Below are 23,263 nucleotides of genomic sequence, written 5' to 3'. Positions count from 1 at the left end.
GGTATGCCCCGCGGCGGTCTTTTTAGTACCAGTTATTGGCGTAGTGGAAATTGAGTGCTGTGCAGGGGCTGCCGTAGCGGGAGGCGATGTAGTCCAGGCCCCAGTTGATCTGCGTGGAATAGCTGACCTTCCAGTCGTCCCCGGCAACCGCCATCTTCTCGGCCGGCAGCGACTGGGCAATTCCGTACGCGCCGCTGTCGGGATTGACGGCGCTGGTCAGCCATTCCGACTCCTTGGTCCAGAGCTTGTCCAGACAGGTGAGCTGGGCTGCTTCCCAACCGCGGGCGGGCAGGGCCGCAGCGGCGTAGGCCTTGGCCGCAGCCGGGTCGTCCACGGGAACTGCTGCCCGGGCTGCTGCTTCCTCCGCGGCCTGCTGCGCGGCAGCCTCAGCCTGCTTCCGGGCGGCTGCGGCGGCTGCGTCGGCGGCTGCGTCGGCGGCTGCGTCGGCGGCTGCGGCGGCGGCTGCGGCGGCTGTATCGGCATCCTTCGCCGCTGCCTGCTCCCCGGGCTCTGCCAGCGGCTCGGCCGCCGCGTCGGGATCCGGCCCGTCCTCCGATGAAGCTGCCGGGTCTGCAGCGGAGTCATATCCGGCAAGGAGTGGATCGGCAAGGTTCACCAACTGGATGCCGGCAGTGGCCCGCAGGTTGGCTCCGGCAGTGCCCAGCGACGCGCCGCATACTCCCGCCACGGCAAGCGAACCGAGAGCTGTTGCGGCGCCCAGGCGAAGCCGCCGGCTGCGTCGCCGGGCTCGTCGGATGCGGGTTAGGTCGCGTCGGGAGAAGTTAGGTGAGCTCACAAGCGCAGAACGATATCCGAGTTCGGGAAAAGTCTCAAAACGGTAACGGTTCTACTGACACCGTCCCGATCGCGGAATTGCCGTGCGTTCTAGTACCAGTTGTTCCGCTGCCAGAAGCCGTAGGCGTCACAGGGCGTCCCGTAGCGGGATCTGACATAGTCCAGCCCCCAGTTGATCTGGGTCCGGTAATTGGTCTGCCAGTCGGAACCGTGGCTGGACATGTTGCTTCCCGGAAGGGACTGCGGAATGCCGTACGCGTCGCTGTAGGGATTGTCTGCGCTGGTCAGCCAGCCGGATTCGTGGTTCCAGAGGACCACCAGGCAGCGGAACTCGTTGGCATCCCAGCCGTAGGCCCCCATGCGCCCCGAGGCGTAGTTCTGTGCGCCGGCGGGATCGTCGACCGGCCGGGCCGGTGCCGGCGAGCTCGGCGGAACCGGAGCAGGTGCGGGGGCCGGAGCGGGAGCAGGTGCGGGGGCCGGAGCGGGAGCAGGTGCGGGGGCCGGTGCCGCTGGCGGTGCCGGAACAGGTGCCGGAGCCGGGGGTGCCGCTTGCGGCGGTTCGGTTCCGGCCGGCGGTGCGTTTCCGGCAGGCGAACCCGCCGGCTGTTGACGTGCCGGCGCGGACTCTTCCGCAGCCGCCCGTTCCGCTGCGGCCTGCTGGTCCTTGAACGCCTTCTCGGCGGCTATTCCACGCAGCCGGGCTTCCTCCGCCGCGGCGGTGCTGCCGTGCAGATCCGCCAGTTGTGCAAGCAGGATGGATTTCCGAGCCTCTTCGTCCTGTATGGCCTTGTCTGCCGCAGCAGCTGAGGCTCTGCCCTCCTGCAGGGCCTCCTCCGCCTCGGCCGCCAGTTCGGCACGCGCGTCCCTGGCTTCCTGTTCCTGTTCACCAAATCCCGCAGCCACTTTTTCCGAAGCCACGGCCTCGGCATACAGGGTGCCGGCCCGAGACGAGACCCTGTCCATGAGGTCCGCGCCGTGGAGCGCATCCGCCGAGGCCTCCGTATCCAGGAGCACCAGCGTCATGGCTGCACCGCCGGACTTGTACGTCTGGGCTGCGAGCCCGGCGACCTGGCGCTTCAGCTCCGTCGAGTGCTCCGCAGCCTCTTCCCGCTGGGCGGCAAGTGATGCAAGCTCTTTGTCGCTGGCGGCAAGAGCATCCCTGGCCGCGTTGTAGCGGTTCGTGGCTTCCACTGCGGCGTCTCCCAAGGTTCCGGCTTCCTCGCGCAGATCCGAGATCAGGCCCTCCAGCTTGTCTGCTTCAGCCGCCTTGGCCGTTTCAGAGGACTTGGCCTGCTGGATGTCTTCCCAGGAAGGGTAGGGATCGGCCGCCGTGCCCGGCGCCGCCGTGAGTACGGCTGAGGCGAATACGCCGGTGAGGACGAGAGCAGTCAGCGAAGCCGATCGGAGCCGCAGTGGAGAGAATCGACCTGCTGAATGCATCATGGGCCCCGCCAACCTCATCTTTAACATAGTTGGCACAGCATACGATAGGGCGCGTCGAATTGACACCATGGCAAATGGGCAGCCCATGCCGCCGGTTACGGCAGCTGGCTAGACCGAATCGCTCCGGGTGTCCCGCACTTCGCTGATCACTTCGGCCGCCACCCGAAAGCCCAGTGACGGCGAATAGCCCTTCCGGGCCAGCATCCCCACCAGCCTGCGGGTTTGTTTGTCCCGGATGCTGCGGTCGGATAGGTCGGCAGATACCTGGAGCTTTTTCCGGGCCAGGGAGCGGGCGGCCTCCAGCTCGTCGTCGGCGCTCAGCTGCTCCAGCGCCTCGGCGGCGAGGTCAGGCGCAATACCCTTTTCCGTCAGCTCCCGGCGAAGGGCTCCGCGGGCCAGCGACTTGCTCTGCGACCGGCTGCGGACCCACAGCCGGGCAAACTCGGCATCATCCACGAGCTGCACTTCCTCGAAACGGTCAAGGACCGCAGCCGCGGCGTCGGGCGGAATCTCCCGCTCCGCAAGCTTGGTTTCGAGCTGACGGCGGCTCTTGGGAGACGCTGTGAGCTGACGCAGAACAATGGCCTTCGCCTCCGCATAGGCCTCCTCGGGCGACAGCGGCTCAGGCTCCTGGTCCGGGTTCTGCGGGTCCGGCTCTTCCCGGTCCGAACCCTGCCGGCCCCACTGCCGGCCGGGTTTTTTTCCGCCCCGTTTCCGGCCGGACGCCTCCTCGCCTACGGCCGCTTCCGCCCACGGCTCGTCGGCGGGGGCTTCCTCGCCGAACCCGTCCTCTTTGAAGGCGTCGGGTGTTTTGGCGGGCGTCCTCCTGCGGCGGGACGGCCTGGGGGCGCCGGCGCCGGCCTCTGCCTTTCCTGCGGCGGCGCGTCCCGTGCGGGTGCTGCCCGCATCCGCCCCGGGGGCGGCGGCTTCAGCGTCCACCGTTCCCGCGGCGATATCGGCGAGCCGGCGTTTCAGCTCGGCGAGGGTCTCTTGCTGGGAGGTATCCATACGTCTCCGCTCCAGGGCATTGTGTTCCGGGATGCCTGTCCCCGCACCGGTGTGCCGGGAGGGCTGTCACGGAAACGCCTCCCGGGCGGCGGCGGTCAGCTGCCCGGGAGGCGGAGTGCCTAGGAGTCCTTTCCGACTGCCTTCAGCTTGGGTGCTGCCGGCTCTTCAGCGGCAGGAACACCGATTCCGAGCTTTTCGCGGATACGGCGTTCCAGCTCGTCCGCCAGATCAGGGTTGTCCTTGAGGAAGTTACGGGAGTTCTCCTTGCCTTGGCCCAGCTGGTCACCGTCATAGGTGAACCAGGCACCGGACTTCTTGACCAGGCCGTGTTCTACGCCCATGTCAATCAATCCGCCCTCGCGGGAAATGCCGACGCCGTACATGATGTCGAACTCGGCCTGCTTGAAGGGCGGAGCCATCTTGTTCTTGACGATCTTGGCACGCGTGCGGTTACCAACCGGGTTGGTGCCTTCCTTCAGCGTCTCAATGCGGCGGACATCGATGCGGACTGAAGCGTAGAACTTCAGTGCCTTGCCGCCGGTGGTGGTCTCCGGGCTGCCGAAGAAGACGCCGATCTTTTCACGCAGCTGGTTGATGAAGATGGCGGTGGTGTTCGTGTGGCTCAGGCGTCCGGCGATCTTTCGCAGCGCCTGGCTCATCAGGCGGGCCTGCAGGCCGACGTGGCTGTCGCCCATGTCGCCTTCGATTTCGGCACGCGGAACAAGTGCGGCAACGGAGTCAATGACGACGACGTCGACCGACCCGGATCCGATCAGCATGTCCATGATTTCCAGGGCCTGCTCACCGGTGTCCGGCTGTGAAACCAGCAGGGAGTCCGTATCCACGCCGAGCTTGGCAGCGTAGATGGGATCCAGGGCGTGCTCGGCGTCGATGAACGCAGCGATGCCGCCGTTCTTCTGCGCATTGGCGACGACGTGGAGCGCCAGGGTGGTCTTACCGGAGGATTCCGGTCCGTAGATCTCCACCACGCGTCCGCGCGGCAGGCCGCCGATGCCCAGCGCCACATCCAACGCGACCGAGCTGGTGGAAATGGTCTCGGCGGGGGCGCGTACTTCATCGCCCAGGCGCATGATCGAGCCCTTGCCGTATTGCTTGTCAATCTGGGCCAGCGCTGCCTCTAGGGCTTTTGCGCGGTCGGCTGGAGCAGCCATTCTTCACCTCGTGTTGTGGTTGTGGGCGGCCCGTAGGCCGGTCGTCATTTCTTATCTACGACCCTATCCGGCGGCACTGACAAAACGGCTGACCGGAACGCATAACTAGTTGTCTTGTGGATATCCCCGGGCCGCATCGGCTAGGACCGGCCCCTGTGTAGGAGCATATCTTTATCCGAACAAATATTCGAACAGCGGACTCCGGCGTGTCCGTTCGTCCGGGCCCTCCCGGCCCTAGTCCGCCTTGGGCTTGATGTCCCGGCCCAGCCGGCGTTCCGCGGGAACATCCTGGATGTCGCACACCGCCAGCCAGACGGATTTTGGCTCCACGCCCTTGTCCAGGGCCTGCGAAGCGGTGACGCCGCCGAGCTGGCCAAGGACCAGATCCGCAGCCAGGACCCGCGAATAGGCCGCACCGAACTCATCATCCATAAGCCGCCAGAAATCACTGATACGCACCAAATAATCCTCTCACGCAAGCAACCGGGCGGCGAACCGGGCGGCAGGCGAAAAACCGGCGTCCCCCGATGCCTGGGCAGCACCGCGAACCTACAATGGAGAATGGCCGAGACACCCGGTCCCGCTGGCGTCCCCGCGGGCGGCACTTCCCCAGACCCTGCTCCGTCCGCCGCCCCAGACGGGGCCGCCCCCGGACACACCGCACCCGGACACACCGCGCCCGGACACGCCGTTCCCCCGATGCCGACCCCGACGGCGCCGCCCCCGGATAAGGACACGGCCATCGAAGACCTGGAACAGGAACTCAGCGTGCTGTGGCGCCGGGCCCGGGCCAGCTCCCACCGGATCGCCCGGGAGGTCCACCCCGAGATGGAACCCTCCGCATACGGCCTGATGGTCCTGCTCCATCAGCAGGGTGCAATGCGCCTGACGGACCTCGCTGCAGCGGTAGGCGTGGGCAAGCCCTCGCTGAGCCGGCAGATCGGGATGCTGCAGGCACTGGGGCTGGTGGAAAAGCACACGGACCCGGTGGACGGACGTGCACAGCCGATCAATCTCACGGCTGTAGGCACCGCCCGCCTGGAGGGCACCGCCTCCGCACGCAAGGAACGCTCCCGGCAGACCTGGGCAGGCTGGGAACCGGAAGAGCTGCAGACACTGGTCGGACTGCTGCACAAACTCAATGCCTCCGTCCGGCCGGCCGGGGAAGTGGAAGAGCTACCCGGTTCCGAGGAAACCCGGCCGGACTGAGGGCGACCTGCCGGGACTGAGCTGCAGACAGAACAAACCCCCGCAGGCACCGCGCCTGCGGGGGTTTCCTCTGTTCACCCTGATATTGCAGGATCAGGGGTATGTCTATGGGGCAACGCTGTCACTGGCCGATTCCGTTCGGCACCGCGACCGCGCTGCTATGTGCGGTTCTAGGATGTGCGGGCCAGGTCCCGTGCCAGGTCTTCGGGGAATTCGCGGGCGAACTCCCGGGAAAACTCCGTCGGTACGGTATCTGGAATGGCAACGCCTTCAGCGTTTGCCACCCGGTCGCTGACCTCTCGAAGCATCAGGGACAGGGGCACATCGAGGGCCGTGCAGATTGACGACAGAAGTTCCGAAGAGGCTTCCTTCTGTCCGCGCTCAACCTCGCTGAGGTAGCCGAGAGAAACACGGGCGCTGTGCGACACCTCGCGCAGGGTCCGGCCCTGGCGCTGGCGCACGTCGCGGAGAACATCACCAATCTCGTGACGAAGAACTACCATCTTGCGCTCCTTAGGCTCCCGGTGTGCGTCTTCCGCCAACCCTACATCCCGCCAGCGGATCACGCCGTTCACGGATACGGGTTGCTTAACCATGTGTATCGTCCTGCTCCCTGTGAGTACGGACTGCGGCGGCGCCGCAGACTGTCCAAAGATCGTAATAAAGGAACCTTGGCGGTTCCTGATGATAACAACTGACGCCCTGCAGGTTTTGTTCCCGCCGCGCGGCTATCCTGTTCGGCTGCTGCGCTAACGGACCTTCAACGCGGCCGCCAGCATGGAGAGTGCTTCACTGCACGCCGCCGACCGGATGGCCGTGCGGTCACCCGTAAACCGGAACTCCCGGGAGGAGGTCCCTTCGGCAGTAGCGATCCCCACGAACACAGTCCCCACCGGTTTGCCGTCGTGGGCCTGCGGCCCGGCGGCGCCGGTTGTGGACACCCCGACGTCGGCGCCAAGCACACGCCGCGCGCCGGCTGCCATCTGCTCGGCAACCCTCCCGTCGACGGATCCGGCTTCGGCCAGGAGCTCCGCCGGAACCCCGAGGACGGAAAGCTTGACTCCATTTTGGTACGCAACCACTCCCCCCTGCAAAACCGACGACGCGCCCGGGATGGACCCGAGTTCGGCGCAGAGCATGCCGGCGGTGAGCGACTCGGCGGTGGCCACGGTCTGCCCCGCCCGGCGGGCAGCGGCAAGGACCTCTTCAGCGAGGACGGCAGCCGGCGCAGAGCTCATGCACGCTTGCCGACGCGGCGCAGCTTCACGGCCTGCAGGACGTAGTCGACGCCGGTGACGACGGTGATCACGAGCGCAGCGGCCATAAAGACGGCGCCGATCCACCAGGCCCAGGCACCCAGCCAGGCGGTCAGCGGAAGGAGGAACACGAAGATGGCAAAGGTCTGGACCACGGTCTTGAGCTTGCCGCCGCGCGAGGCGGCCATCACGCCGTACCGGATCACCACGAAGCGCATCAGGGTGATGCCGAGTTCACGGACGAGGATCACGATGGTGACCCACCACCACAGCTCGCCGAGCAGCGACAGCATCACCAGGGCAGACCCGATGAGCAGCTTGTCCGCGATCGGGTCGGCGATCTTGCCGAAGTCGGTAATCAGCCCCCGGCTGCGGGCAATATCGCCGTCGAGCTTGTCGGTATAGATGGCGACGGCGAATGTGGCCACGGCGAGCCAGCGGAACAAACCGTCACGGCCGTCGTCGGACGCAAGGAACCAGACAAAGAGCGGAACCATCAGGATCCGCGCCACGGTCAGGGCATTGGCGATATTGAGGGTAGGAACCCGCTCGGTAGGAGAATTGCTCACGCCTTCAGCGTAGCGAAGATTCACCGGCCCGTGAGATTCCACGCGTCTTCGGATCCGTCGGGATCCTCCGCGTCATCGTGGTAATCCTCCACCTGGGGACGGCTGTCCAGATCCGCTGCCACCAGGTCCACCGGTCCGGTGGGGTCGAAGCCGTGGTTGGCATTCGCGTTGTCCGCCAGCGCGGCGGCCCCGGCGCCTCCGGACGGAGCCGGGGCGTCACCCCCGCTGATGGCAGCGAGGGTGGCAGCCAGGTCATCCGGCTTCACGAGCACGTCGCGGGCCTTGGACCCTTCGGAAGGTCCCACCACGCCGCGGGATTCCAGCAGGTCCATGAGCCGGCCGGCCTTCGCGAAGCCCACGCGCAGCTTGCGCTGGAGCATGGAGGTGGACCCGAACTGCGTGGTCACCACCAGTTCGGTTGCCTGGAGCAGGACATCGAGGTCGTCTCCGATGTCGTCGTCGATCTGCTTCTTCGGCGCTGTGACCGCAACGTCTTCGCGGTAGACGGCCTGCAGCTGGCCCTTCACGTGCTCCACGACCCGGTGGATCTCGGACTCGGTAACCCAGGCCCCCTGCACACGGATGGGTTTGTTGGACCCCATCGGCAGGAACAGGGCATCGCCCTGGCCCAGGAGCTTCTCGGCACCGGGCTGGTCCAGGACCACGCGGGAGTCGGTGACCGAGGAGGTGGCGAAGGCCATGCGGGAGGGAACGTTGGCTTTGATCAGGCCGGTGACCACGTCCACGGAGGGCCGCTGGGTGGCCAGCACCAGGTGGATGCCGGCGGCGCGGGCCAGCTGGGTGATGCGCACGATGGAGTCTTCGACGTCCCGCGGGGCGACCATCATCAGGTCGGCGAGCTCATCCACGATTACCAGCAGGTACGGGTAGGCCCGAATGACCCGCTTGGAGCCTGCCGGGGGCACCACCTTGCCGTTGCGGACCGCCTTGTTGAAGTCGTCGATGTGCTTGAAGCCGAAGTTGGCGAGGTCGTCGTAGCGGGTGTCCATTTCGCGGACCACCCACTGCAGTGCCTCCGCGGCCTTCTTCGGGTTGGTGATGATCGGAGTGATCAGGTGTGGAACGCCTTCATACGCGGTCAGTTCCACGCGCTTGGGGTCCACCATCACCATGCGCACCTCGTCCGGCGTGGAGCGCATCAGGATGGAGGTGATCATCGAGTTCACGAACGAGGACTTGCCCGCGCCGGTGGCTCCGGCCACAAGCAGGTGGGGCATCTTGGCCAGGTTGGCGACCACGAAGCCGCCCTCGACGTCCTTGCCGACGCCCATCACCATGGGGTGCTCGGTCTTCCGTGCGGAGTTGGACCGCAGGACGTCGCCCAGGGCAACAACTTCCTTGTCCGCGTTCGGGATCTCAATGCCGATGGCGGACTTGCCCGGAATGGGCGACAGGATGCGGACGTCGGAGCTGGCCACGGCGTAGGCGATGTTCTTGGACAGCGCCGTGACGCGTTCCACCTTGGTGCCTTCGCCGAGTTCGATCTCGTAACGGGTGACCGTCGGTCCGCGGGAGAACCCGGTGACCTTGGCGTCCACGTTGAACTGCTCGAGCGTATGCGTCAGGGCGGCGACGACGGCGTCATTGGCTTCGGAGCGCTCCTTTGCCGGCGGTCCCGGCGGCAGGAAGTCCGACGGCGGCAGCGTATAGGTGATGTCGCCCGAGAGCTGCAGCTGCTCGGTGCGCTGCGGGATGGGAGTGGCCGGGGGTACCGGCTGGACCGGCCGGGACGGCACAGGGGCAACCGGCGGCACCGCGGCCAGGTTCAGGACCTCGGTGGCGCCGGGGACGGTGCTGATGGCCTCGGTGGGCGGTTCGGCGGTGTCCGTGCCGCCGTCGACCGGCAGGCCTTGGTTGCGGCGGATCTTCTGCGTGGCCAGTTCGGACTGCGTGGGGCGCCGGACTCCCGGAGGTACGGCCGGCGCAGCCGCGGCAGCGGCGGCTGCCTCATCTTCCTCGTCCTGCAGCAGGGCGCGTTCGAAGGCTTCGTCGCCGGCAAAGCCCTCCTGCGCGGCGGCTGCCTCGGCTTCCTTCTCGCGGCGGCTCTTGCGCGGCTTCCGGACCTTTTCCGGCTTCGGTGCGCCGTAGAGGTAGCTCTGGTCGTGCGCTTCGGGATCGTCGGGGGCGAGGTCCTGGCCCATCAGGTGTTCGTACATCGCGCGAAGGCGCAGCGGGATGTGGCGGAACGGCGTGGCGGTGGTGATCAGGACACTCACGAACACCAGGAAGGACAGGAGAGCCAGGACCGGCCAGGGGGTGAGTGCTGCGGACAGCGGACCGGCAACCAGGAAGCCGACAATGCCGCCGGAGGCCCAGAGCCGGTCGAAGCCGTCCGACAACGCCGGTGAACCGCCGGCAATGTGGGTGATCCCGGCGCCGGCAAGCAGCATGATCACCAGGCCGATGCTGATCCTGCTGCTGGCCCGGTGGCGCTCCGGGTAGCGGAACAGGCGGACGGCGCCGGTGGTGAGCATAAAGGGCAGGACCACGGCCATCCAGCCGAAGGTGCCGGCCGCGCCGGCATGGATAACGTCGGCAACGGGACCGCGCAGGGCCCACCACTCCACGGTGGCAACCGCGAGGGCGAGGAGGATCAGGAAGAAACCGGTGCCGTCACGGCGGACTTCCCGCCCCGGGGAGACATCGGTGCCGAGCTTGCGGACGCCGGCTCCCGCGAGGCGGGAAATACCCATCCAGGCGCTCTCCACCGCGCGCAGCGGCAGGGGCAGCTGGTCCGGGGGTGCCTGCTGCGACACGGAGGTTCCCCGGCCTCCGGATCCGCCGCGCGCGCCGGACTTGCCTGATGTCTTGCTGGAGCTGCCGCCGGAGTTCCGGGCGGGGGTCCGGCCGGAGGCACCGCTGCGTGCGGCAGGGGAAGTACGAGTCGCCATACGAGCCACGCTACCCGATGCGTCCCCCGATCCCCCGGATTTACGCGGCGGGGACCGCCCCGGGGACTACTTTTCCGGCCCCTACCACGGCCGGACCTAGGCCTCGACCACCACCGGAACGATCATGGGGCGGCGCCTCAGCCGCCGGTTGACCCAGGTGCCCACCACCCGGCGGACCACCTGCTGCAGCTGGTACGTGGTGTGGTCGGAGTTGGAGCGGACCGCTTCCTCCAGTGCCGCACTGATCTTGGGGATGATCTCGTCAAACACCGCATCCCCTTCGGCGAAGCCGCGCGCATGGATCTCGGGACCGGAGACAATGGTGCCGGTGCTGCGGTTCACCACGGAAATGATGGAAATGAAGCCTTCTTCGCTGAGGATCCGCCGGTCCTTCAGGTCGGTGTCGGTAATCGCGCCGACGCTGGAGCCGTCCACGTAGACGAATCCGCACTCCACTTCCCCGACTATGCGGGCCTTGCCGTCGCGCAGGTCCACCACCGTGCCGTCGTCGGCCAGGATGATGTTCTGCTCCGGGACGCCGGTGGCGGCCGCCAGGCGGCCGTTGGCGATGAGGTGCCGGGTCTCGCCGTGCACCGGCATGGCGTTTTTCGGCCGCAGGATGTTGTAGCAGTACAGCAGTTCCCCGGCCGCCGCGTGGCCGGAGACGTGGATTTTCGCGTTGCCCTTGTGGACGACGTCGGCGCCCAGGCGCAGCAGCCCGTTGATCACGCGGAACACGGCGTTTTCGTTGCCCGGGATCAGGGACGAGGCGAGGATGACCGTGTCTCCCTTGCCGACCCGGATGCGGTGGTCGCCGTTGGCCATCCGGGACAGGGCTGCCATGGGCTCGCCCTGCGATCCGGTGGACATCAGCACCACCTTGTTGTCCGGCAGCTCATCGACGTTCTTCAGGTCCACGAGGATGCCTTCGGGCACGTGCAGGTAGCCGAGCTTCTCGGCGATGGCCATGTTGCGCACCATGGACCGGCCGACAAAGCAGACGAAGCGGTTGTGCGCGGCGGCGGCGTCGAGGACCTGCTGCACCCGGTGGATGTGGGAGGAGAACGAAGCGACAATGATGCGCTTGTCCACCTTGCCGAACAGTTCCTGCAGCACCGGGCCGATTTCGCGTTCCGCGGTGGTGAAGCCCGGGACGTCGGCGTTGGTGGAGTCGGCCATAAACAGGTCAACGCCTTCTTCGCCCAGCCGGGCGAAGGCGCGCAGGTCCGTGATCCGGCCGTCCAGGGGCAGCTGGTCCATCTTGAAGTCGCCGGTGTGCAGCACCGTGCCGGCGGCGGTCCGGATGAAAACGGCCAGCGCGTCGGGGATGGAGTGGTTGACCGCCACGAATTCGCATTCGAACGGGCCGAGCTGTTCGATCTGCCCCTCGGTGACGGTCAGGGAGAACGGCTTGATGCGGTGTTCCTGGAGCTTCGCCTCCACCAGTGCCAGCGTCAGCTGCGAGCCGATCAGCGGGATGTCGTTCTTGAGCCGCAGCAGGTAGGGCACGGCACCGATGTGGTCCTCGTGGCCATGGGTGAGGACCACGCCGACGACGTCGTCCAGGCGGTCCTCGATGTAGGAGAAGTCCGGCAGGATGAGGTCGACGCCGGGCTGGGTCTCCTCGGGGAAGAGGACGCCGCAGTCCACGACCAGCAGCTTGCCGTCGATCTCGAAGACGGCCATGTTGCGGCCGATTTCCCCCAGCCCGCCGAGGGCGACGATGCGGAGCGTTCCTTCTTCCAGCGGCGGAGGGGTCAACAGGCCGGTTCCGGCGGTTTCGCTCATGGTTGCCTAGGCCTCGGTCCGGGAGAAGTCCATGCCGGCTTCGGCCAGGTCGGTCAGGATGGTTTCCATCTCGACGGCGTCCGGAGCCACCAGCGGCAGGCGGACGGCGGCGGAGGGAAGCACCTTCTGCATGGCCAGGATCTGCTTGGCCGACACGGCGCCGGGGATGTGGGTCATCACTGCGCGGATCACCGGGTCCAGTTCGAAGTGGATGCGGCGGGCGGTGGCGAAGTCCCCGGCCGCGGCGGCGTCGACCAGGGCACGGAACTGTGCGGTGGCAACGTGGGCGGACACGCTGACGACGCCGACGGCGCCGGCGGCCATCCAGGGCAGGGTCAGTCCGTCGTCGCCCGCGTAGACGTCCAGGGTGGTGTTGGCCAGGACCCTCGTGATGCCGGCGAAGTCCGCCTTCGCGTCCTTCAGGGCCAGGATCCGCGGGTTCTCGGCCAGGCGGAAGATGGTGGAGGTGCTCAGGGCAATGCCGGCGCGGCCGGGAATGTCGTAGACCATCACCGGCAGGTCCGTGGCGGCGGTGACGGCGTCAAAGTGCGCGAGCACGCCCGCCTGCGTGGGCTTGTTGTAATACGGGGTAACCACCAGCTGGCCGTCGGCACCGGCACGCTCGGCGCGGCGGGCCATCTCTACGGAGTGGGAGGTGTGGTTGGTGCCGGTTCCGGCGATCACCCGAGCCCGGCCTCCCACCGTCTCGGCCACTACCCGGAACAGGTCTTCCTTCTCGCTGTCCTCAAGGGTGGAGGTCTCACCCGTGGTGCCGGAGACCACCAGGCCGTCACAGCCGTCTTCGACGAGCTTGTTCGCGAGGTAGGCAGTGGCGTCGAAGTCCACTTCACCGTCCTCGCGGAACGGGGTCACCATGGCGGTGACGAGGGTGCCGAAGGGAAGCGTGCGGTTGTCTGATTCCATGGGTAAAACGTTACCCGTTACGGGAGGCAATGGGACAACCTGCTGCGGGGAACGGTGCGCTGGGCGGGGTACGTCCGCGGTCCCGGACGGGGAGGTTCGGCCCCGGCAGGCTGTGAGACGATGCTGTGCATGATCCAACGCCGCCTGACCGGCATCGACGCTGCCCGCGGGATTGCCCTTCTGGGCATGATCGCCACGCATGCGCTGCCGCTCTACCACCAGGAAACCGGCGAACCCACCCTCACCGGACTGGTGTTCTCCGGCCGCTCCTCGGCGTTGTTCGCGGTGGTCGCCGGCGCTGGACTGGCGCTGCTGACCGGCGGCAGCGAACCCCGCGAAGCCCGGGCCCTGGGCGGGGACCGGCGGGGAATTGCCGTCCGGGCGCTCATCATTGCCCTGGTGGGCCTGGTGCTGGGCGGCCTGGAAACCAACATCGCCGTCATCCTGTTCCATTACGCCGTACTGTTCCTGCTGGCACTGCCGTTCCTGGGTATGCCGCTGCGCCGTCTGGCCGTCTGGGCGGGGAGCTGGCTGCTGCTTTCCCCCGTGCTTGCCTACCTGCTGCGCGGCTGGCTGGTCGAAACCCTGGCGCCGTCGGAAATCAGCGGAAACATCACCTGGGAAGCGTTCGGCACACCGGCTGTCCTGGCGGCGGACCTCTTCGTCACCGGGTTCTACCCTGTGCTGCAGTGGCTGAGCTACATCCTGCTGGGCCTGGTGATCGGGCGGCTGGCGCTGACGAGCCTGCCGGTCCAGGCGGGGCTGCTTGTCGCCGGAGTTTTTGCCGCGGCGTCCGCCAAGTTCATCTCTTCCTATCTGCTCGGCGAGTTGGGCGGGCTGGACGCCCTCACCGCCACCGAATCCGGGCAGCGGTGGCCGCTGGCGCGGATGATGGAGGTCAACCTCAGCTCGGTGGAGCAGACCGGGTCCTGGTGGTGGCTGGCATTGGCCGGGCCGCATTCCAACACCAGCCTGGACATGCTGCACACGGCAGGCACTGCTGCCGCCGTCCTCGGGGTGTGCCTGCTGCTGACGCGCGCCCGGCCGCTCCTGCTGCTGCCGCTGTCCGCGGCCGGTGCCATGACGCTGACCCTCTACAGCCTGCATGTGTGGGTCATGACGATGGTGGACCTGCAGAGCCCGCCGCTGGAACCGCTGCCGGTGTACTGGATCCAGGTGACGTTTTTCGTGGTGCTGGCCATCCTGTTCCAGCGCATCGAGGCCCGGGGTCCGCTGGAATTGGTCACCTCCGGCGCCTCGCGGCTGGCCCGCGGCAAAGCCGGACGCGGCGTGGCCCCCGCAGGGCAGAAACGCTAGGCGTCGGGCCGGCTCCCCGGACGGCTGCTCCCGGCAAAGAGCCTGCCGGCCTGCCGCATGGTCCGCCGCGCCCGGGTACGGTCCCCCGCGGCGTCGTAGGCGCAGGACAGCCGGAACCAGCTGCGCCAGTCCTGAGGCTCGGCCTCGGTTTCCGCCTTGTACCGGGGGAACTGGGCGTCCGCGGCTTCGCGCACAATCCGTCCGGCGGGGGTCCGCGGCAGGTCATCAACCGGCAGCCGGCCTTCCGTGGCCAGGATGCGGGCCATCTGCTCGGTCCGGGCGCCGAACATCAGTTCGCGGATGAGCGCCCAGGCTCCCACCACGGGGAGCACGAGATAGGCCGCGCCCATCAGTTTCGCCGACAGCTCGGGGGAGGTCAGCAGCACCCAGCCGCGCTGGGCGGAGACCGCAAGATAGAAGAACAGCAGCAGCGTCACCAGGGCTACGCCGAGCTTGGCGCGGTTGGCGAATAGGCCCGTGAAGAAAGACAACGTGTTCCTTAGTCGTTCAGGTTGAGGTAGCCGTCGAGTCCGACGGTCAGTCCGGGGTGGCCGGCGACCTGCCGCAGGCCCAGCAGGACGCCGGGCATAAAGGAGGCGCGGTCGAAGGAATCATGCCGGATGGTCAGCTGCTCGCCGGGTCCGCCCAGGAGCACTTCCTGGTGGGCCACCAGGCCGCGCAGGCGGACCGAATGCACGTGCACTCCGTCCACCTCCGCGCCCCGGGCGCCGTCCAGCGCCATGGCGGTGGCATCCGGCGACGCTGCGACGCCGGCCTCCGCACGGGCGGCCGCAATCAGCTGTGCGGTCCGAACGGCGGTCCCGGAGGGGGCGTCCACCTTGTCCGGGTGGTGGAGTTCGATCAGTTCCACCGATTCAAAGTAGCGGGCGGCCTTCGCAGCGAAAGCCGAGGCCAGCACGGAGCCGAGCGCGAAGTTCGGGGCAATGAGCACACCGGTGGCCGGGGAGGTTTCCAGCAGCTCCGCGAGCCGGCCCAGCCGTTCGGCGTCCCAGCCGGTGGTCCCCACGACGGCGTGCATTCCGTGTTCGACGGCGAAGCGTACGTTCGCCTCGGTGCTGTCCGGCACGGTCAGGTCCACCACGTACCGGGCTCCGGCGGAGACCAGGGTTTCCAGCGGATCGGTCCGGCCCAGTGCGGCCACCAGTTCCATGTCCTCGGCGGCCTCGACGGCGGCAACGGCCTCGGATCCCATCCGGCCTGCGGCACCGAGGACCGCTACGGCAAGTTTTTCGCTCATATGCTCCAGATTACCGGTCAGGGCCGGTCGCTGACGCCCACCCATTCGGTGCTGCCGTCCTTAAAGCCCTGCTCTTTCCAGATCGGTACGTTCGCCTTGACGGTGTCCACCAGGTCGGTGCAGGCTGCGAACGCGGTCCCCCGGTGCGCCGAGGCCACTGCGGCAACAAGGGCGGCGTCACCGATCTGAAGGTCTCCGGTGCGGTGGGCAACCCAGATCCGGACGCCGTCGTATTTGGCGGCAATCCCGGCGGCCACTTCGCTGAGCACGGCCGCGGCCGTGGGGTGCGCGCTGTAGCCGAGGGCGGTGACGGACTTGCCGTCGTCGTGGTTGCGCACAATGCCGCTGAACAGCACCACGGCGCCGCAGTCCGGCGACCAGGCGGCGCGTTCGGCCTCGGTGCTGCTCAGCGGTTCTGCCGAGACAGCGGCAAGGATGACTTCGCTAGTGTTCACGTTTTCCTTCCAGTTGGCCGCAGATGTGGCCGATGATCGGTTCCAGCACGGCAAGTCCGTCCGCGACGGCGCCCGGGGAACCGGGCAGGTTGACCACGAACGTCCGGCCCGCGGTGCCGGCGAACCCGCGGCTGATGGCGGCCATGGGCGTGGATGCCATTCCCTTGGCACGCAGGGCTTCCATGACTCCGGGCACCTGGCGGTCCAGGAGGGGTTCGGTGGACTCCGGCGTGACGTCGTCCGGGCTCAGCCCGGTGCCTCCGCTGGTCAGCAGCACCGACGGTTCCAGGGCGAGGATGCGCTGCAGCGACGCGGCGACTTCCACGCCGTCGGGCACCACTTCGGCCAGCACAATGTCGTAGCCGAGGGCATACAGCCAGTCCGCAATGAGCGGCCCGCATTCGTCCTGGTAGGTGCCGGCAGCGGCACGGGTGGAGGCGATCAGGACCCCGGCCGTCCGGCGGGGCGTCGGAGCGCTCACAGCGTCCAGTCTCCGCTCTTGCCGCCGGACTTGGCGAGCACCATGATGTCCGTGATGCGGGCGTGCTTGTCCACGGCCTTGATCATGTCGTAGAGGGTCAATGCGGCGACGGAGGCGGCGGTCAGCGCTTCCATTTCGACGCCGGTGAGTGCCTTGGTTTTCACCGTGGCCTCAATCAGGACGTCGCCCTCGCGGGGGGTGAAGTCCACGGTGACCTTCGTGATCGGCAACGGATGGCACAGCGGGATGAGGTTGGAGGTCTGCTTCGCGGCCATGATTCCGGCGACCCGGGCCACGGCCAGCGCATCCCCCTTCGGCAGGCCGCCGTCGGCGATCAGGCGGACCACCTCGGCGGTGCTGCGCAGCACGGCGGAGGCGGTGGCCTGCCGCGTGGTTTCGGTCTTGGCGGATACATCCACCATGTGCGCGGAGCCGTCCTCGCGGACGTGGGTCAGTCCGGTGGGGTGGAGGTCTTCGGGTTCGGCGCTCACGGGAGGGTCCTTTCGGGGCACGGCGTCCGGGCAGGACGCTGTTGGGTTATTCCAGTAGTAATACTGTCACTTCTGCGCCTGCCTCGAGGCGCTCGGTGCCCACGGGCACAGGAATCAGGGCATTGGAGGCGGCCAGCGCGTGGAGCAGGTGGGACCCCGGTCCGCCCACGGGTTCCACCGTTCCGGCGGTGTACCGCCCCCGGCGTACCTGGTGTTTGCCGGCGGGACTGCCCAGCGGCGCGGTGAGGCGGGCCTGCACCTCGGTCCGGGGCCGCGGCGCCCCGGTGACCGCAGTCAGTGCCGGGCGGAGGAACATCTCGAAGGACACCAGCGAGCTGACCGGATTGCCGGGGAACCCGAGGAACGGGACGCCCTCCACCGTGCCGATGCCCTGCGGACCGCCCGGCTGCATGGCTACGGACAGGAACGCGACATCGGCGGCGGCGAGACCCTGGCGCACCACCTCGTAGGCGCCCTTGCTGATGCCGCCGGAGCTCAAAACCAGGTCCGGGGCGTCCGCGGCGACGTCGGCGCGGAGCCGGGCGGTGAATTCCTGCGGCGAGTCGGCCAGGATCCGGGACCGGAGCACCTGCGCCCCCGCTTCCTCCAGCGAACTGCGGAGCAGAGTGGTGTTCGCATCGTGGATCTGGCCCGGTCCCAGCGGCCGGCCCGGTTCCACAACCTCGTCTCCGGTGGTCAGCAGCAGCACCCGCGGCCGGGCCCGGACGGTGACGCGGTCCAGGCCGAGGGCGGCCAGCAGGCCCAGCTGCAGCGGACCCAGCACGGAGCCTGCGGGGAGGGCGGGGGCGCCGGCGGAAATGTCGCTGCCCGCCCTGCGGACAAACTGCCCCGCCGGGGTTTCCGCAGGGACCTCCACGGTGCTTCCGGTGCCGTCGGCGGGAAGGAAGCCGGCGGGAACGAAGTAGTCCGGGGTGCAGGCTTCGATCGGTACGACGGCGTCGGCCCCCTCGGGCAGCATGGCCCCCGTCATCACGGGCGCGGCGGTTCCGGGCAGCAGCGGCGGCGGTGCCGAACCGGCGGGAATCGGCGCGGCGGCGGCCAGCCGGACCGTACCGGGGATGCCGTCCGGCCGGCTCCCGGCAGCGAGGTCGGCGGTGCGCACCGCGTAGCCGTCCATCTGCGAGTTGGTGAAGGGCGGCAGGTTCCCCGGCGCCCGGACGTCGGCCGCGAGGAGCCGTCCGGCAGCCTCGCCCAGCGCAATGCTCTCGTGGGCGGGCGGATGCGCCAGGAACCAGGTCCGCAGGAGGTCTTCGACGGCTTCACGGTGCGCCGCCACCTCCCGCCGTCCGGCGGCAGGACCGGGCGCAGCTGCCGATGCCGGGACACCCTGCGGTGCCGGAGATGCGGACATGTTCCTCCTTGGGACGTGGACGGGCGGGGGCAGGCGGAAGAAGGACCTCAGCGCGCCGTCACCCGAATTGTATGCAGTCCGGTGGCTCCGTCGGGAAGCACCGGCCGTTTTTCTTCCGCCTGCCGGACACCGTTGGCGTCCACCGCCCGGACGGCGATGGTGTGCTCCCCCGGTGCCAGGTCCACCGAAATCCGGTACTGCCGCCAGGTGTCCGCTGAGATGCCGGGAGCCAGTTCCGCGTCCTGCCAGCCGCCGTCGTCCACGCGCACCTGCACGGCGCTGACGCCGGTGTGCTGCGCCCACGCCGTCCCGGCCACCGTGACGGTTCCTGCCGTCACCGGTGACCGTCCGGGCACGTCGATGCGTGAGGAGAGCTTGATCGGGCCGCGCTCGCCCCACCCCCGGTCCGTCCAGTAAGCGGTCTCGTCCGCGAACCGGGTGACCCGCAGCTCGGTGACCCACTTGGTCGCGGAAACGTAGCCGTACAGTCCGGGCACAACCAGCCGGACGGGGAATCCGTGTTCCAGGGGCAGTGGTTCCCCGTTCATCCCCACGGCCAGCAGCGAATCGCGGTCATCGGTGAGCGCCTCCAGGGGTGTGGAGGCGCTCCAGCCGTCCCGGCTCGTGGAAAGCACCATGTCCGCGCCGGGCCGGACGCCGGCCCGGGCCAGCAGTTCCCGCACGGGCAGGCCCAGCCAGCGGGCGTTGCCGATCAGGTCCCCGCCCACCTCATTGGAAACGCAGGTGAGCGTGACGTAGCTTTCCTGCAGCGGCGCTGCGAGCAGCTCGGCGTAGCTCAGCTCCACCTCACGGTCCACCATGCCGGTGACCCGTAGCCGCCAGTCCGCCGGATCGATCAGCGGCACGCTGAGGGCGGTGTCAATCCGGTAAAAATCCGCGGCGGGGGTCACCAGCGGCGCCAGCCCGTCGACAGCGAGCCCGGCACCGGCCGGCAGTGCCGCAGCCGGGCGGGCCGGCACGGGAAGGCGCACCGTTTCGCGCAGGGCAGTGACGCCAACCTGCCCGCCGCGGGCTATGCCGGCGAGGGCGGCACCGAGCAGGGCCACCGCCGCTCCCCCGCCCACGGAGGTTAGTACCGTGCGCCGGCGCACTGCGGCGTCGTCGTCCGTCTGCGCCGCAGCCAGGTTCCGGACCCGTGCGGTGAGCGCACGGAGGACCAGGACGGCGACGACGGCGGCGGCCACCGGCGGCAGGACGGCCAGCACCGAGAACTGCTGCCGGGAGAGGACCGCTGCCAGGCCGGCTGCCCCGAAGAGTTCCAGGACAGCGGCTCCTGCCGGCGGGCGGCGCAGTTCCAGAACCCCGGCAGCCACCGCGGCCAGGGCAATGACCAGCCCCATGCCGACCAGCAGCGCGGCTTTGTCGGCCGTGCCGAAGAGGGCGATGGCGGCATCCTTGACCGGACCCGGGACCGCGTCGATGACTACCGAGCCGACTCCGGACACCGGGGAAAGCGACGGGCTGACGATGGCGGCAAGCAGCTCGCCGGCAGCCACGCCCAGTCCGGCGGCGACCAGCCCTGCGGCAGCGGCCCACCGCCGGTTCGGGCGCGGGGGTCCGCCGGCGGACCGGCGGCGGGTCGGGTCCTGGCTGCTCATCGCGGCAGCAGCCGTCCGGTGGCGATCCGGGCCAGCAGCAGGACCATCAGGTACAGGGCAATAAGCAGCAGGCAGATGCCGAGGGCCGCCTGGGGCTGGTTGGAGTTCAGGCTCAGCTCGATCTGCAGCGGCAGGGTCCTGGTGCTTCCCTCGATGCTGCCGGCAAACGTGATGGTGGCTCCGTACTCGCCCAGCGAACGGGCGAAGGCCAGCAGGGTCCCGGCGACAATGCCGGGAAGCGCCAGCGGCAGGGTGATGTGGCGCAGGATCGCGGTGGGACCGGCGCCGGAGGTGGCCGCGGCCATTTCCAGGTCACGGTCCACCGCGGACAGGCTGTTCAGGGACGCGACCACGAAGAACGGCAGGGAGACAAACACCTGGACAATAACGACGGCGGCGGGTGAGTACCCCACGTCCACGCCCACGGCACCCAGCAGCTTCCCGGCAATCCCCTCGCGGCCCCAGAAGTACAGCAGGGCGATGCCGGAGACCACCGGCGAGAGCACCAGCGGGATCAGCAGGATGCCGCGCATCAGCTGGATCCAGGGACCCTCAAGCTTGCTGAGCAGCACGGCCAGCGGCAGCCCCAGCAGGACACAGAGCAGCGTAGACCCGGCGGAGGTGGCGAGGGAGAGTCCCAGCGCCGTTCGGGCGCTGTCCGTTCCCAGCAGTTCCGGCAGCGAGGTCCAGGGGACGTTGAGCAGCAGGGCGGCCACCGGCCCGGCGCACAGGAGCAGGGCAAGTCCGGCCGGTATCCACAGCCAGCCGGGGGTGGTGGCACGTGCTTCCCGGCTCATGGCGGACGGGCTTCCGGGGGCTGCGGCCCGGAGGGTTTCGGACGTCCTACGGGGCATCGGTGCTCCCCGGGGTGCTGTCTGCCGGGGCGGGGTCCGTGGCTTCCGGGGTGCTGCCGGGATCCGCCGGTCCGAATCCGGCCTCCGCGAGGATGGCTGCCGCTTCGGGACCCGTGAGCCACTCATAGAATGCTGCTGCCTCCGCGCGGCCGGCTCCCTGCTGGGTCAGTGCTGCCGGGTACCGGTTCGGTTCGGGATCCTCCAGCGGCAGGTAGGTTACGCCGGCCTGTGCGGCGGCCAGAGCGTCGGTCCGGTAGACAAACCCCGCGTCAGCCTGGCCGCTGGAAACCTTGGTCAGCACCGATCGGGCGCTGTCCTCCAGGCTCGGTGCCGGAACGGACAGGCTCGCCGCCTTCAGCACCCGTTCCGTCGCCCGGCCGCACGGGACAGAGGGCGCGCACAGGGCGGCCCGGACGCCGTCGGCCGCAACATTGCGTAACACTGTGATCCCGGCCGGGTTGCCCGCGGCCAGTGCCAGCACGAGGGGGTTGCTGGCCAGCACCGTCTCACGGTCCAGCCCGTTCCGCAGGGGTTCCAGCGCCTCGAGGTCGGCGGTAATCACCACGTCGGCTTCCGCCCCGGACTCCAACTGCGCTACGAGCTGGCTGCTGGAGCCCACGTTGACGCGCAGCCGCCCGCCGCCGTCGTACGCCGCATCGAGGTTCTCCACCACATCCGTGAGTGAGGAAGCTGCAAAGACCGTAATCCGTGCCCCGCTTCCATTCGCGGTACCGGCGGGCCCGGGGGACGTGCAGGCGGCCGTGGAAGCAGTGAGAATCATCACTGCACACGCTGCCAGGGCCCGGGGAGCCCGGTGGACAAAGCGCATTTATAGAGCCTAACTGTGAAAGGGCGTAACCTCGAGGGATGGGAACTCAGCTGGGAATGCCTGTAATCAGCCCTTCCCCCAGTACATCAGACATCAGCGCCCACCAAGCGCCGGTGGGAAGCAGCACTTCAACCGCTCCTCTGCCCCCTCCCGCGTCTGCGCTTGCGCTCACGCCGGCGGACGGCCTGCTGGACCGGTACGGCCGGAAGGCCACCGACATGCGGCTTTCCCTCACGGACAAATGCAATCTGCGCTGCACCTACTGCATGCCCGCGGAAGGCCTCGACTGGCTGGCGCGGGACAAGGTGCTCGCCCGGGACGAAATCGTCCGCCTGGTCCGCCTTGGCGTGGACAGGTTGGGCGTGCGCGAACTGCGGCTGACCGGCGGTGAGCCGCTGGTGCGTGCGGACCTGGTGGAGATCGTGGCGGGCATCCGTGCGAATCACCCGGACCTGCCCATTTCGCTGACCACCAACGGCCTCGGCCTGGACAAGAAGGCCCAGGCCCTGAAGGACGCGGGGCTGACCCGGATCAACGTGTCTATGGATTCCCTGCACCCGGACACCTTCGCGCAGCTCACCCGCCGCCCGTTCCTGGACCGGGTGCTGCGCGGCATCGAGGAAGCCGCCCGCGTGGGCCTGGGCCTGGTAAAGATCAACGCCGTGCTGATGCGCGGCATCAACGACGCCGAGGCCCCTGACCTGCTGGAGTGGGCGGTCAGCCGCGGCTTCGAACTGCGGTTCATCGAGCAGATGCCGCTGGACGCCGACCATGGCTGGACCCGGGACGGGATGATCACTGCCCTGGAAATGCGGACACTGCTGGAACGGGACTTCGTGCTGACGCCGGATCCCCGGGAGCGCGGCGGCGCCCCGGCCCAGCGGTGGGAGGTACGCCGGAACGCGGATCCGGCAACGGTGGTCGGAACGGTGGGCATCATTGCCTCCGTCACCGAGCCGTTCTGCGCCGAATGCGTCCGCACCCGGATCACGGCGGAAGGAAAGGTGCGCAGCTGCCTCTTCTCCCACGAGGAAACCGATCTGCGGGACCTGCTGCGCAGCGGGGTGGATGACGACGCCGTCGTCCGCCGCTGGCAGGAAGCCATGTGGGGCAAGCCCAAGGCCCACGGAATGGGCCACACCGGTCTCGGCGACTCCGACTATGTCCAGCCCGACCGAACCATGAGCGCGATAGGCGGCTAAGTGCTGATCAGATACTTCGGCGCTGCAAAGGCAGCAGCCGGCACAGAAGAAGAACACCTGGACGAGGGGCCGCTGACGCTGGCTGAACTGACGGAGAAACTGTCCGCGCGGTACCCCTCCCCCGGCACGGGGGCCCCGGCCCTGGCCACGGTGATTGCGCGCAGCACGTTCCTGGTCAACGAAACCGCTGCCCGGAATCCGGACCTGCTGCTGCAGCCGGAGGACGTCGTGGATATCCTGCCGCCGTTCGCCGGCGGGTAAAAAGCCCGCAGTAACAACAAAGGCACACCGGGGACGAGATCCGTCCCG

At 68.5% G+C, this 23,263-nt stretch carries 24 protein-coding genes; 4 read left to right on the top strand and 20 right to left on the bottom strand.

Going from position 1 to position 23,263, the window contains the following annotated elements; translation table 11 throughout:
* Positions 1-22: 22 nt before the first annotated feature.
* From NNX37_RS14805 to NNX37_RS14785, 5 genes are all read right to left on the bottom strand, one after another.
* Positions 23-796, bottom strand: a complete 774-nt coding sequence (locus NNX37_RS14805) for an aggregation-promoting factor C-terminal-like domain-containing protein (protein ID WP_255793471.1) — start codon at positions 794-796, stop codon at positions 23-25.
* A gap of 89 nt (positions 797-885) precedes the next feature.
* The gene (locus NNX37_RS14800; protein WP_255793470.1) at positions 886-2,238 is read right to left on the bottom strand and encodes an aggregation-promoting factor C-terminal-like domain-containing protein; all 1,353 of its coding nucleotides are present in this window, start codon (positions 2,236-2,238) and stop codon (positions 886-888) included.
* A gap of 108 nt (positions 2,239-2,346) precedes the next feature.
* Complete coding sequence (locus NNX37_RS16645; protein ID WP_255793563.1) at positions 2,347-2,856, bottom strand: regulatory protein RecX; 510 nt, start codon at positions 2,854-2,856, stop codon at positions 2,347-2,349.
* Positions 2,857-3,365: 509 nt separating this feature from the next.
* On the bottom strand, positions 3,366-4,418 hold the full coding sequence (gene recA, locus NNX37_RS14790; protein ID WP_227924507.1) for a recombinase RecA: 1,053 nt from the start codon (positions 4,416-4,418) through the stop codon (positions 3,366-3,368).
* A gap of 234 nt (positions 4,419-4,652) precedes the next feature.
* Positions 4,653-4,877, bottom strand: a complete 225-nt coding sequence (locus NNX37_RS14785; protein ID WP_255793469.1) for a DUF3046 domain-containing protein — start codon at positions 4,875-4,877, stop codon at positions 4,653-4,655.
* A gap of 240 nt (positions 4,878-5,117) precedes the next feature.
* On the opposite strand from NNX37_RS14785, the gene NNX37_RS14780 reads away from it, so the two are divergent.
* On the top strand, positions 5,118-5,627 hold the full coding sequence (locus tag NNX37_RS14780) for a MarR family winged helix-turn-helix transcriptional regulator (protein ID WP_255793468.1): 510 nt from the start codon (positions 5,118-5,120) through the stop codon (positions 5,625-5,627).
* Positions 5,628-5,797: 170 nt separating this feature from the next.
* Here the strand turns inward: NNX37_RS14780 and NNX37_RS14775 are convergent, their stop codons facing one another.
* The 6 genes from NNX37_RS14775 to dapA all read right to left on the bottom strand — a co-directional run bounded on the left by NNX37_RS14775 (position 5,798) and on the right by dapA (position 13,076).
* Positions 5,798-6,223 (bottom strand): helix-turn-helix domain-containing protein, encoded by a 426-nt coding sequence (locus NNX37_RS14775; RefSeq protein ID WP_304659435.1) that lies wholly within the window; start codon positions 6,221-6,223, stop codon positions 5,798-5,800.
* A gap of 153 nt (positions 6,224-6,376) precedes the next feature.
* Entirely contained in the window at positions 6,377-6,865 is a 489-nt protein-coding gene (locus NNX37_RS14770; protein ID WP_255793466.1) for a CinA family protein, read from the bottom strand.
* Positions 6,862-7,452 carry a CDP-diacylglycerol--glycerol-3-phosphate 3-phosphatidyltransferase gene (gene pgsA, locus NNX37_RS14765; RefSeq protein WP_255793465.1) on the bottom strand — a complete coding sequence of 197 codons (591 nt, stop codon included), beginning with the start codon at positions 7,450-7,452 and terminating at the stop codon, positions 6,862-6,864. The genes NNX37_RS14770 and pgsA overlap by 4 nt, the downstream gene beginning before the upstream one ends.
* Positions 7,453-7,472: 20 nt before the next feature.
* Positions 7,473-10,364: an FtsK/SpoIIIE family DNA translocase gene (locus NNX37_RS14760; RefSeq protein ID WP_255793464.1), complete on the bottom strand. Its 2,892-nt coding sequence runs from the start codon at positions 10,362-10,364 to the stop codon at positions 7,473-7,475.
* Positions 10,365-10,460: 96 nt separating this feature from the next.
* The gene (locus NNX37_RS14755) at positions 10,461-12,152 is read right to left on the bottom strand and encodes a ribonuclease J (protein ID WP_255793463.1); all 1,692 of its coding nucleotides are present in this window, start codon (positions 12,150-12,152) and stop codon (positions 10,461-10,463) included.
* A gap of 6 nt (positions 12,153-12,158) precedes the next feature.
* Positions 12,159-13,076: a 4-hydroxy-tetrahydrodipicolinate synthase gene (gene dapA, locus NNX37_RS14750; RefSeq protein WP_255793462.1), complete on the bottom strand. Its 918-nt coding sequence runs from the start codon at positions 13,074-13,076 to the stop codon at positions 12,159-12,161.
* A gap of 129 nt (positions 13,077-13,205) precedes the next feature.
* Between dapA and NNX37_RS14745 the strand changes: the two genes are divergently transcribed.
* On the top strand, positions 13,206-14,393 hold the full coding sequence (locus NNX37_RS14745; protein WP_255793461.1) for a heparan-alpha-glucosaminide N-acetyltransferase domain-containing protein: 1,188 nt from the start codon (positions 13,206-13,208) through the stop codon (positions 14,391-14,393).
* Here the strand turns inward: NNX37_RS14745 and NNX37_RS14740 are convergent.
* The 9 genes from NNX37_RS14740 to modA all read right to left on the bottom strand — a co-directional run bounded on the left by NNX37_RS14740 (position 14,390) and on the right by modA (position 21,752).
* Entirely contained in the window at positions 14,390-14,884 is a 495-nt protein-coding gene (locus NNX37_RS14740; protein ID WP_255793460.1) for a hypothetical protein, read from the bottom strand. The two genes, NNX37_RS14745 and NNX37_RS14740, sit on opposite strands and share 4 nt — an antisense overlap.
* Before the next feature lie 8 nt (positions 14,885-14,892).
* Positions 14,893-15,651: a 4-hydroxy-tetrahydrodipicolinate reductase gene (dapB, locus tag NNX37_RS14735; RefSeq protein ID WP_255793459.1), complete on the bottom strand. Its 759-nt coding sequence runs from the start codon at positions 15,649-15,651 to the stop codon at positions 14,893-14,895.
* A gap of 17 nt (positions 15,652-15,668) precedes the next feature.
* Positions 15,669-16,106 (bottom strand): molybdenum cofactor biosynthesis protein MoaE, encoded by a 438-nt coding sequence (locus NNX37_RS14730; RefSeq protein WP_255793458.1) that lies wholly within the window; start codon positions 16,104-16,106, stop codon positions 15,669-15,671.
* Positions 16,096-16,587, bottom strand: coding sequence for a MogA/MoaB family molybdenum cofactor biosynthesis protein (locus tag NNX37_RS14725; protein ID WP_255793457.1), 492 nt, complete (start codon positions 16,585-16,587; stop codon positions 16,096-16,098). The genes NNX37_RS14730 and NNX37_RS14725 overlap by 11 nt, the downstream gene beginning before the upstream one ends.
* Positions 16,584-17,009, bottom strand: coding sequence for a cyclic pyranopterin monophosphate synthase MoaC (gene moaC, locus NNX37_RS14720; protein WP_260653740.1), 426 nt, complete (start codon positions 17,007-17,009; stop codon positions 16,584-16,586). The genes NNX37_RS14725 and moaC overlap by 4 nt, the downstream gene beginning before the upstream one ends.
* Before the next feature lie 115 nt (positions 17,010-17,124).
* A complete protein-coding gene (locus NNX37_RS14715; RefSeq protein WP_255793455.1) occupies positions 17,125-18,450 on the bottom strand; it encodes a molybdopterin molybdotransferase MoeA in 1,326 nt (441 codons plus the stop codon).
* Between the two features lie 47 nt (positions 18,451-18,497).
* Entirely contained in the window at positions 18,498-20,069 is a 1,572-nt protein-coding gene (locus NNX37_RS14710; protein ID WP_255793454.1) for a molybdopterin-dependent oxidoreductase, read from the bottom strand.
* Complete coding sequence (locus NNX37_RS14705; protein WP_255793453.1) at positions 20,066-20,866, bottom strand: molybdate ABC transporter permease subunit; 801 nt, start codon at positions 20,864-20,866, stop codon at positions 20,066-20,068. The genes NNX37_RS14710 and NNX37_RS14705 overlap by 4 nt, the downstream gene beginning before the upstream one ends.
* 46 nt (positions 20,867-20,912) lie before the next feature.
* The gene (gene modA, locus NNX37_RS14700; RefSeq protein WP_255793452.1) at positions 20,913-21,752 is read right to left on the bottom strand and encodes a molybdate ABC transporter substrate-binding protein; all 840 of its coding nucleotides are present in this window, start codon (positions 21,750-21,752) and stop codon (positions 20,913-20,915) included.
* Between the two features lie 38 nt (positions 21,753-21,790).
* On the opposite strand from modA, the gene moaA reads away from it, so the two are divergent.
* Together moaA and NNX37_RS14690 are read left to right on the top strand one after the other, a co-directional pair.
* Positions 21,791-22,954, top strand: a complete 1,164-nt coding sequence (gene moaA, locus NNX37_RS14695) for a GTP 3',8-cyclase MoaA (RefSeq protein WP_407079967.1) — start codon at positions 21,791-21,793, stop codon at positions 22,952-22,954.
* Positions 22,955-23,215 (top strand): MoaD/ThiS family protein, encoded by a 261-nt coding sequence (locus tag NNX37_RS14690; protein WP_255793450.1) that lies wholly within the window; start codon positions 22,955-22,957, stop codon positions 23,213-23,215.
* The last annotated feature ends 48 nt before the right edge of the window (positions 23,216-23,263 follow it).

It is taken from the genome of Arthrobacter zhaoxinii (assembly GCF_024385505.1).
Taxonomy (GTDB): Bacteria; Actinomycetota; Actinomycetes; order Actinomycetales; family Micrococcaceae; genus Arthrobacter_B; species Arthrobacter_B zhaoxinii.
Note: the sequence above shows the minus strand (reverse complement) of the source record. Positions and strands in the feature narration are given on the sequence as shown.

Excerpts from the sequence above, each read along its gene's own strand:
- NNX37_RS14800 (WP_255793470.1), bottom strand. The coding sequence starts at position 2,238 with ATGATGCATTCAGCAGGTCGATTCTCTCCACTGCGGCTCCGATCGGCT.
- recA (WP_227924507.1), bottom strand. The coding sequence starts at position 4,418 with ATGGCTGCTCCAGCCGACCGCGCAAAAGCCCTAGAGGCAGCGCTGGCC.
- NNX37_RS14780 (WP_255793468.1), top strand. The coding sequence starts at position 5,118 with ATGCCGACCCCGACGGCGCCGCCCCCGGATAAGGACACGGCCATCGAA.
- NNX37_RS14775 (WP_304659435.1), bottom strand. The coding sequence starts at position 6,223 with ATGGTTAAGCAACCCGTATCCGTGAACGGCGTGATCCGCTGGCGGGAT.
- NNX37_RS14770 (WP_255793466.1), bottom strand. The coding sequence starts at position 6,865 with ATGAGCTCTGCGCCGGCTGCCGTCCTCGCTGAAGAGGTCCTTGCCGCT.
- NNX37_RS14760 (WP_255793464.1), bottom strand. The coding sequence starts at position 10,364 with ATGGCGACTCGTACTTCCCCTGCCGCACGCAGCGGTGCCTCCGGCCGG.
- NNX37_RS14755 (WP_255793463.1), bottom strand. The coding sequence starts at position 12,152 with ATGAGCGAAACCGCCGGAACCGGCCTGTTGACCCCTCCGCCGCTGGAA.
- dapA (WP_255793462.1), bottom strand. The coding sequence starts at position 13,076 with ATGGAATCAGACAACCGCACGCTTCCCTTCGGCACCCTCGTCACCGCC.
- NNX37_RS14745 (WP_255793461.1), top strand. The coding sequence starts at position 13,206 with ATGATCCAACGCCGCCTGACCGGCATCGACGCTGCCCGCGGGATTGCC.
- dapB (WP_255793459.1), bottom strand. The coding sequence starts at position 15,651 with ATGAGCGAAAAACTTGCCGTAGCGGTCCTCGGTGCCGCAGGCCGGATG.
- moaC (WP_260653740.1), bottom strand. The coding sequence starts at position 17,009 with ATGGTGGATGTATCCGCCAAGACCGAAACCACGCGGCAGGCCACCGCC.
- NNX37_RS14715 (WP_255793455.1), bottom strand. The coding sequence starts at position 18,450 with ATGTCCGCATCTCCGGCACCGCAGGGTGTCCCGGCATCGGCAGCTGCG.
- NNX37_RS14710 (WP_255793454.1), bottom strand. The coding sequence starts at position 20,069 with ATGAGCAGCCAGGACCCGACCCGCCGCCGGTCCGCCGGCGGACCCCCG.
- NNX37_RS14705 (WP_255793453.1), bottom strand. The coding sequence starts at position 20,866 with ATGAGCCGGGAAGCACGTGCCACCACCCCCGGCTGGCTGTGGATACCG.
- modA (WP_255793452.1), bottom strand. The coding sequence starts at position 21,752 with ATGCGCTTTGTCCACCGGGCTCCCCGGGCCCTGGCAGCGTGTGCAGTG.
- moaA (WP_407079967.1), top strand. The coding sequence starts at position 21,791 with ATGGGAACTCAGCTGGGAATGCCTGTAATCAGCCCTTCCCCCAGTACA.